Origin of the sequence: Terrisporobacter petrolearius, assembly GCF_020748185.1 — a bacterium.
GTDB lineage: Bacteria > Bacillota > Clostridia > Peptostreptococcales > Peptostreptococcaceae > Terrisporobacter > Terrisporobacter petrolearius.
On record NZ_JAHZMO010000043.1, the window covers coordinates 21,958 to 28,374 of the forward strand.

Genomic DNA, 6,417 nt, shown 5'->3' on the forward strand with positions numbered 1-6,417 from the left:
TTATTATATTTTATTCTTTATATCATTTAACATAAATATGGAAAAAGTACTACCTGTATCTTGTGATTTCACTTTTATATATCCATCTTGTTTTGTAATTATTTGTCTGCTTAAATAAAGACCTATTCCTATTCCTTCTTTATCTTGTACATTTTGACCTCTATAAAATCTAGAAAATATCTTGGGAATTTCCTCTTCTTTTATTCCAATTCCATGATCTTCAATATCAATTCGAGTAAACATCTCATATTTTTGTATGGCTATATTTATTTTGCTATTTTCTTTGGAGTATTTTATTGCATTTTCAATTATGTTAAAAATAGCTTCACATGTCCATTTTTTATCGTGGTATAGATTAACTTTATCTTTTTGTCTAAAATCAATATGTATATTTTTCATTTCAGCTTTTTTATGAAGTTGCGTAATAGCCATTAAAATTGTATCATTTAAATCTTCATATTTTTGATTTATACTAATTACTGAACTTTCCAGTCTAGACATTTTTATCATATTTTCCACTAAAAAACAAAGTTTGTCTAATGACAAAAGAATAATTTCATTAAACTCTTGTCTCTCTTTTTTTGTCAAATCTTCATCTTGTAAAAATTCACTGTACATTTTCATATTTGTTAAAGGTGTTTTTAACTGATGAGCTATATCAGAGATTAATGATTTTATTTCATTTTTATCCTCTTCTATTTTACTGTTTTGAGTTTTTAAAATATTAGTTAATCTTAAAGTCTGATGTTGTAGTTTTGAAAATAGAGAATCGTCTATCATAGAAAATACTTCAGTTTTCCTCATATCAGATATGGTAGCTAACATATCTGATAGTTTTATTAGTATATCTTTCATATAGTTGTGAAACATTCTTTCATAAATAAAAAACATGAAAATTATAATTAAATTAAATACTAAAATAATTAAATTAATCTTAAAACTTTTACTTAAAAATCCAATTAGTACATTAAAAATTAAAGAAAAAATTATAAGACATATTTTAAATGCATTATTTTTTCTATTAAATTTTTTATCCATAAATTATTCTCCCATAATATATCCAATACCAAATAAGGTAACTATATATTCAGGTTTTTTCCCATCATCTTCTATTTTCTTACGAAGTCTTCTTATATTTACTGATAAAGTGTTTTCATCTACGTAGTTTCCATTGTTATCCCAAAGTTTATCTAATAAAATCTCCTTAGTCATAGCCCTACCTTTATTTCTGCTTAACACTTCCAATAATTTATACTCTGTAACCGTTAAATAAACTTCTTCATCATTTTTATAAACTTTTCTACTAATATAATCAATTTTCATATTTTTGTATTTAAAAATATCCTTCTTTGGAGAAGTGTTTCTTTTTAGAATAGCACTTATTTTTAATTTTAAGACATCCATAGAAAAAGGCTTTGAAATATAATCGTCACAACCACACTCAAACCCTTGAATCATATCTTTTTCTGTATCATTTGCTGTAAAAAATACTATGGGAAAATTCATCTTGTCATTTATACTTCTACACAAATCTAACCCACTTCCATCAGGTAAATTAATATCTAAAAGTAAGAAGTCTATTTCATTTTGTAAAATAGCATTTTTCCCTTCTTCCATATTGTATGCGCTTATGATTTTGTAGCCTTCTTTTTTTAATGCAAAGGCAACTCCCTTATTTAATACCCTATCATCTTCTATTATTAAAATTGTACCTATAATAATCACCCCTTTAATCAAATTTCCTATCTAATTATAACAATAGTGGTAGATTTTTCATACCTACCACTATTACTTATTTTCTAATTTTCTATTTCTCTTAACCTTTCTGTTACACTTGCTTTGCTACTGTATTTGTAAACTATACTTGGAATTATTAAGCAGACAGCAAATATTAATGTAATTAAAGAAAGTAATGGTATTGTAGGAAAAACAAATTCTGCATAATCAGCAATTTGTTTTGTAAGTTGTGCAATAAGATATACTACTTCCATACCTAAGGTACATGTGATTAAAGTAGTTATTCCTGCATAATATGCACCTTCTAAAGTTAACATTTTTATAATTTGTTTTTTAGTCATACCTATACTTTCCATTATGGTAAGTTCTTTTAATCTAACATTTACATTAGTAACCATAACATTAATGAAATTTAATAGACCTATAATTATTAAAATTATGGCAATTCCTCCACCTACTAAATTCATTATCATAGAACTTTTTTCATAATTATTCATAGTATCTGTTTTAGATTTAAGGTAGAATCGATTTTTACTGGCTAGTGTTTTTAATTTACTTTTTACTTCACTATCATAGCTATCTTCCACGTCAACATATATTAAATGATTTCTAGTATCTTTAGTCAATTTATTTAAAGTAGAAGAACTGACATATATTACTGGCATACCAGTTTGACTTGAACCTATAGATAAAATTGCATTTTCATCTGTCATTAGCTCTATATTTATTTCCTTAGATTTATGTTCTTTAGTATTTCTAAAAGTTATTGTTTCTTTTGAAAAATCTAATTTTTCTTCATCATCGTAATAGAATCCATCAATTAGAGCTAAGTTTCCTTTTTTAAAAGCTTCTATATCGATTTTTTTATTAATTGCATCGTCATATCTTTCTATAGTTTTATCTTCTAATCCAACTACCATTGGTGATAATTTACTAGGATCTTTTTCTATTTCTTTTAAATATTTATCTAATTCTCCTAAATCACCACCATGCATGCTATATCCTCTTTCTAAAGGAGGCATCATTACTTTTTTATTCATGTCCATTTGTATCGATGAAGATGCTAAAATTTCTACAGAATTAACACCTTTTATATTCCTTATTTCCTCTATAAATTTGTTATTTAAAGTTGAATTGTCATCATAATAATTTTGTATTTCAAAATCATTATATAAATATTTATTAGCATAATTTTCTAAACTAATACTATCCATAAAAGTATTTACACTTAAATATGTCATGATCCCCATAAATAAAGATAAAAAAACTAATATTGCACGTTTTTTATCTCTAAAAACATTGTTCCAAGCCATTTTATAAAGTTTTCCACCCTTAGTAGAATTTCTATTTTTCTTTTCTTTTTTAGATTTCTTCCCACTAAATTTCATAGCTTCTATTGGCGAAATACTACTAGCAATTTTAGCCGGCTTTTTACAACTTATTAATATGGTAATTAGTGCAAATAATATAGTCCCTACAAATACTAGCGGAGTAAAATATATTTTACTAGGCATCATAGATTCATAATAAGTTCCCATACTCATTCCTTCAATGGCAGATGGCACAATTAAATAAGAAACTAAGACTGATAAAGTTACCCCTATTGGTATGCCTATGGCTGCTAATCTAAGACCTTGTCCTCTTACTATTTTTTTAATTTGTTTTGGTGATGTTCCTATAGTTTTAAGTAATCCATAGAACTGAATATTTTTAGTGACTGCTATATATAAAATGTTGTAAATAAGTAAATAGCCACTAAATACTATAAATCCACCTATAATAGCTACAATACTTACAGATGCCAGCATTATGCTTTTTGAATCTTGCTCCAGATCATAGTTATATTCAAATTTTTGATTTTTATTTAAAGATACTTCTTTTTCTAAAAGCTCTGGTGCCTCATTTTTTTTATTTTTTCCTAAAGTAATTAAAAGTTGCCCATTTTTTTCTAAAGTTAAATTGTTATCTTTTATAAAAGCCTCTGATACAAATATTTCTCCACTATCTTGGATATAAGCATAAGAGGTAAAATATCCACTTATTATAAATTCCTTTTCACTTACTTTTCCACTTATATCACAAGGTATTTTTATTTTATCTCCTATTTTAGCATTTTCTTTATCTAAAAATTTTAATGATATTTTAGATATCATAATTTCATTTTCTTTAGCAGGATAATCTCCTTCTATATCACTTATACAGGGACTAAGCTGTTTCTCCCAGTTTGTTTCATCTAAATATTTAAGTGATATAGTAGTTTTGCTTTTACTTAACTCTTTTGAACTTACAACACCTGCATTTATTTCCTTACCAATATTTTTAGCCACATCTAAATCTATAATTTCTTTAATCTGTTTATCTGTTGGATTTGACAGAAAAGTACTTGCTATTGTTCCTTGATCTCTTAAGTTCATTGTTGCGTAGTTTTTTGCAAAACTCATTCCTAAAGTAAATACAGAAGATATCATAAAAGTAGTTAAAGCAATTGCTACCACTACGAAAATATTTCTAGTCTTATTAGATTTAAGAGATGATTTTGTGATTTTCTTTATTATATTTTTATTATTGTTTTCTATTTTCATCATTCATCACCTCTCGCCACCTTGCCATCTTCAATTCTTATAACTCTATCTGCTAATTGTGCTATCTCTTCGTTGTGAGTTATCATTACCATTGTTTGATTGAATTTTTGACTAGTCATTTTAAGAAGACCTATTACATCCATTCCTGTTTTACTATCAAGATTTCCAGTAGGCTCATCTGCTAAAATTATAGCTGGTTTAGTAGCTAGGGCTCTTGCTATTGCCACACGTTGCTGTTGCCCCCCGGATAAGTTATTTGGCATATTGGTCAATTTATCACTTAATCCTAAAGTGTTTATTATTGAATCAACATACTCTGTATCTATTTTTACACCATCTAATTCTATAGGAAGAACTATGTTTTCATAAACATTTAGTATAGGTACTAAGTTATAATTTTGAAAAATAAAACCTATATTTCTTCTTCTAAAAATAGTTACTTCTTCATCGTTCATTTCACTTAATTTTTTATTATTTATAATTACGTATCCTTCAGTTAACCTATCTAAACCGCCTAACATATTTAACAGGGTAGATTTTCCACTTCCTGATGTTCCAATTATAGCAACAAACTCTCCTTCATTTATATCAATATTTACATGATCTAAGGCTCTTACTATATTTGGTTCCTGTCCATATATCTTAACTAAATTTATCCCTTTTAATATACTCATTTTATCCACCTCTTAATTTATTTTTATAATTTATATATTAGTAAACATTTATTACAATCTTCTGACATAAATATAAATATTTAATTTATAGGTATGTCAACAATTGTTTTATAAATATTTATAGCTTCGTCTAATGATTTCGATGGACCCGAAATTATATAATTGCCTTTATAAATGCAAATTTTATCTAAATCTTTTGAAAAAGCAATTCCATAATCAGATATAAGCTCATCTTTTTCTTTTGTTATCATTCCTTGTACAATTCCATCTTTTGTTACACTAGAGGAACTTAAATAATATTTTTTACTTCCTATATTTACAGTACCCTTTAACTCCTTGCTAAATTGTAAATATCTATATATAAAATGAGTGTTAGATAAAGTTCCTTTAATTTTTATATCTGCATGATCTACTACTGCATTATCTTCGACTACAATAGTATTTTTAAAATATTTATCTATCTTAGTTACTTTTTTATGAGAATTGATGTATAAGTTAAAACAAATAAAAATTGAAATTAATACTAATATGACTACAATAACTTTGTTTTTCATTTTCATAGCTATTTACCTCCTTATAAATTTTATACTTATATAATATCTTTTACTTCTGACAAACTCCTGACAGAAAAAAAGAGTTACTACACAAAATTAAAATGGACCCTATAAAGTGGATACTAGAAAAAGTGTTTACTTGTATAGGGTTTATTTTTGTGTAAAATATTCATTAAGGAGTTGAGTAATTATGAACAAAAAACTATTTTCTAAAGAAGAGATTAATAAATTATCTGAAAATAAGTATGTTAAAAGCGTAAGTGAAAATGCAATTACATATACTGATGAGTTTAAACTATTATTTATAGGTGAGTATGAGAGAGGAAAAAATATAAGGCAAATATTTGAAGGTGCTGGTTTTGATATAGAAATACTTGGTACTGCTCGTGTTAAACAGGCTAGCTATAGATGGAGAAAAATGTTTAAAAGTGGAGGTGTGACAGGATTAGAAGATAAAAGATCATTAAATTCTGGAAGACCTATTAGTCGAGAGTTAACAATGGAAGAAAATTTAGCTAAAAAAGATGCTGAGATAGAATATCTAAAAGCGGAGCTTGAATTCATAAAAAAGTTAGAATGGAGCGAAAGGCAGGTGAAAAAAGGTAAATTACAAGCATCTAAAATATTTGGACTGATAAAAGGTTTGATTTATAATTTTAATTTAACTGGAATGGTAAGGCATTTGTGTAAGATAGCTAATGTATCCACTTCTGGTTATTATAGGTTCCTTAAAACAAAAGATTATAGGGATATAAAAGAAGATAGAGATATAAAATCAAGAGATATTATATTAAAAGCATTTAATCACCGTGGATATAAAAGAGGCTCTAGGTCTATAAAGATGACATTAGAAAATGAATTTGGAATAAA

General features: G+C 26.2%; 6 protein-coding genes. 1 reads left to right on the top strand and 5 read right to left on the bottom strand.

The annotated features are described in order from the left end of the window. Window positions 1-3 precede the first annotated feature (3 nt). From K0040_RS16790 to K0040_RS16810, 5 genes are all read right to left on the bottom strand, one after another. The gene (locus tag K0040_RS16790) at window positions 4-1,038 is read right to left on the bottom strand and encodes a sensor histidine kinase (RefSeq protein WP_228109899.1); all 1,035 of its coding nucleotides are present in this window, start codon (window positions 1,036-1,038) and stop codon (window positions 4-6) included. Window positions 1,039-1,041: 3 nt separating this feature from the next. Then, entirely contained in the window at window positions 1,042-1,725 is a 684-nt protein-coding gene (locus tag K0040_RS16795) for a response regulator transcription factor (RefSeq protein WP_331476349.1), read from the bottom strand. 74 nt (window positions 1,726-1,799) lie between these two features. After that, window positions 1,800-4,322 carry an ABC transporter permease gene (locus K0040_RS16800; protein WP_228109900.1) on the bottom strand — a complete coding sequence of 841 codons (2,523 nt, stop codon included), beginning with the start codon at window positions 4,320-4,322 and terminating at the stop codon, window positions 1,800-1,802. Then, entirely contained in the window at window positions 4,319-4,993 is a 675-nt protein-coding gene (locus K0040_RS16805; RefSeq protein WP_228109901.1) for an ABC transporter ATP-binding protein, read from the bottom strand. The genes K0040_RS16800 and K0040_RS16805 overlap by 4 nt, the downstream gene beginning before the upstream one ends. Window positions 4,994-5,073: 80 nt before the next feature. Continuing rightward, window positions 5,074-5,553, bottom strand: coding sequence for a hypothetical protein (locus K0040_RS16810; RefSeq protein ID WP_228109902.1), 480 nt, complete (start codon window positions 5,551-5,553; stop codon window positions 5,074-5,076). A gap of 184 nt (window positions 5,554-5,737) precedes the next feature. On the opposite strand from K0040_RS16810, the gene K0040_RS16815 reads away from it, so the two are divergent. Continuing rightward, window positions 5,738-6,417 (top strand): HTH domain-containing protein (locus K0040_RS16815; protein ID WP_331476350.1); only part of this gene is annotated, 680 nt, incomplete at its 3' end.

Excerpts from the sequence above, each read along its gene's own strand:
- K0040_RS16790 (WP_228109899.1), bottom strand. The coding sequence starts at position 1,038 with ATGGATAAAAAATTTAATAGAAAAAATAATGCATTTAAAATATGTCTT.
- K0040_RS16800 (WP_228109900.1), bottom strand. The coding sequence starts at position 4,322 with ATGATGAAAATAGAAAACAATAATAAAAATATAATAAAGAAAATCACA.
- K0040_RS16805 (WP_228109901.1), bottom strand. The coding sequence starts at position 4,993 with ATGAGTATATTAAAAGGGATAAATTTAGTTAAGATATATGGACAGGAA.
- K0040_RS16810 (WP_228109902.1), bottom strand. The coding sequence starts at position 5,553 with ATGAAAATGAAAAACAAAGTTATTGTAGTCATATTAGTATTAATTTCA.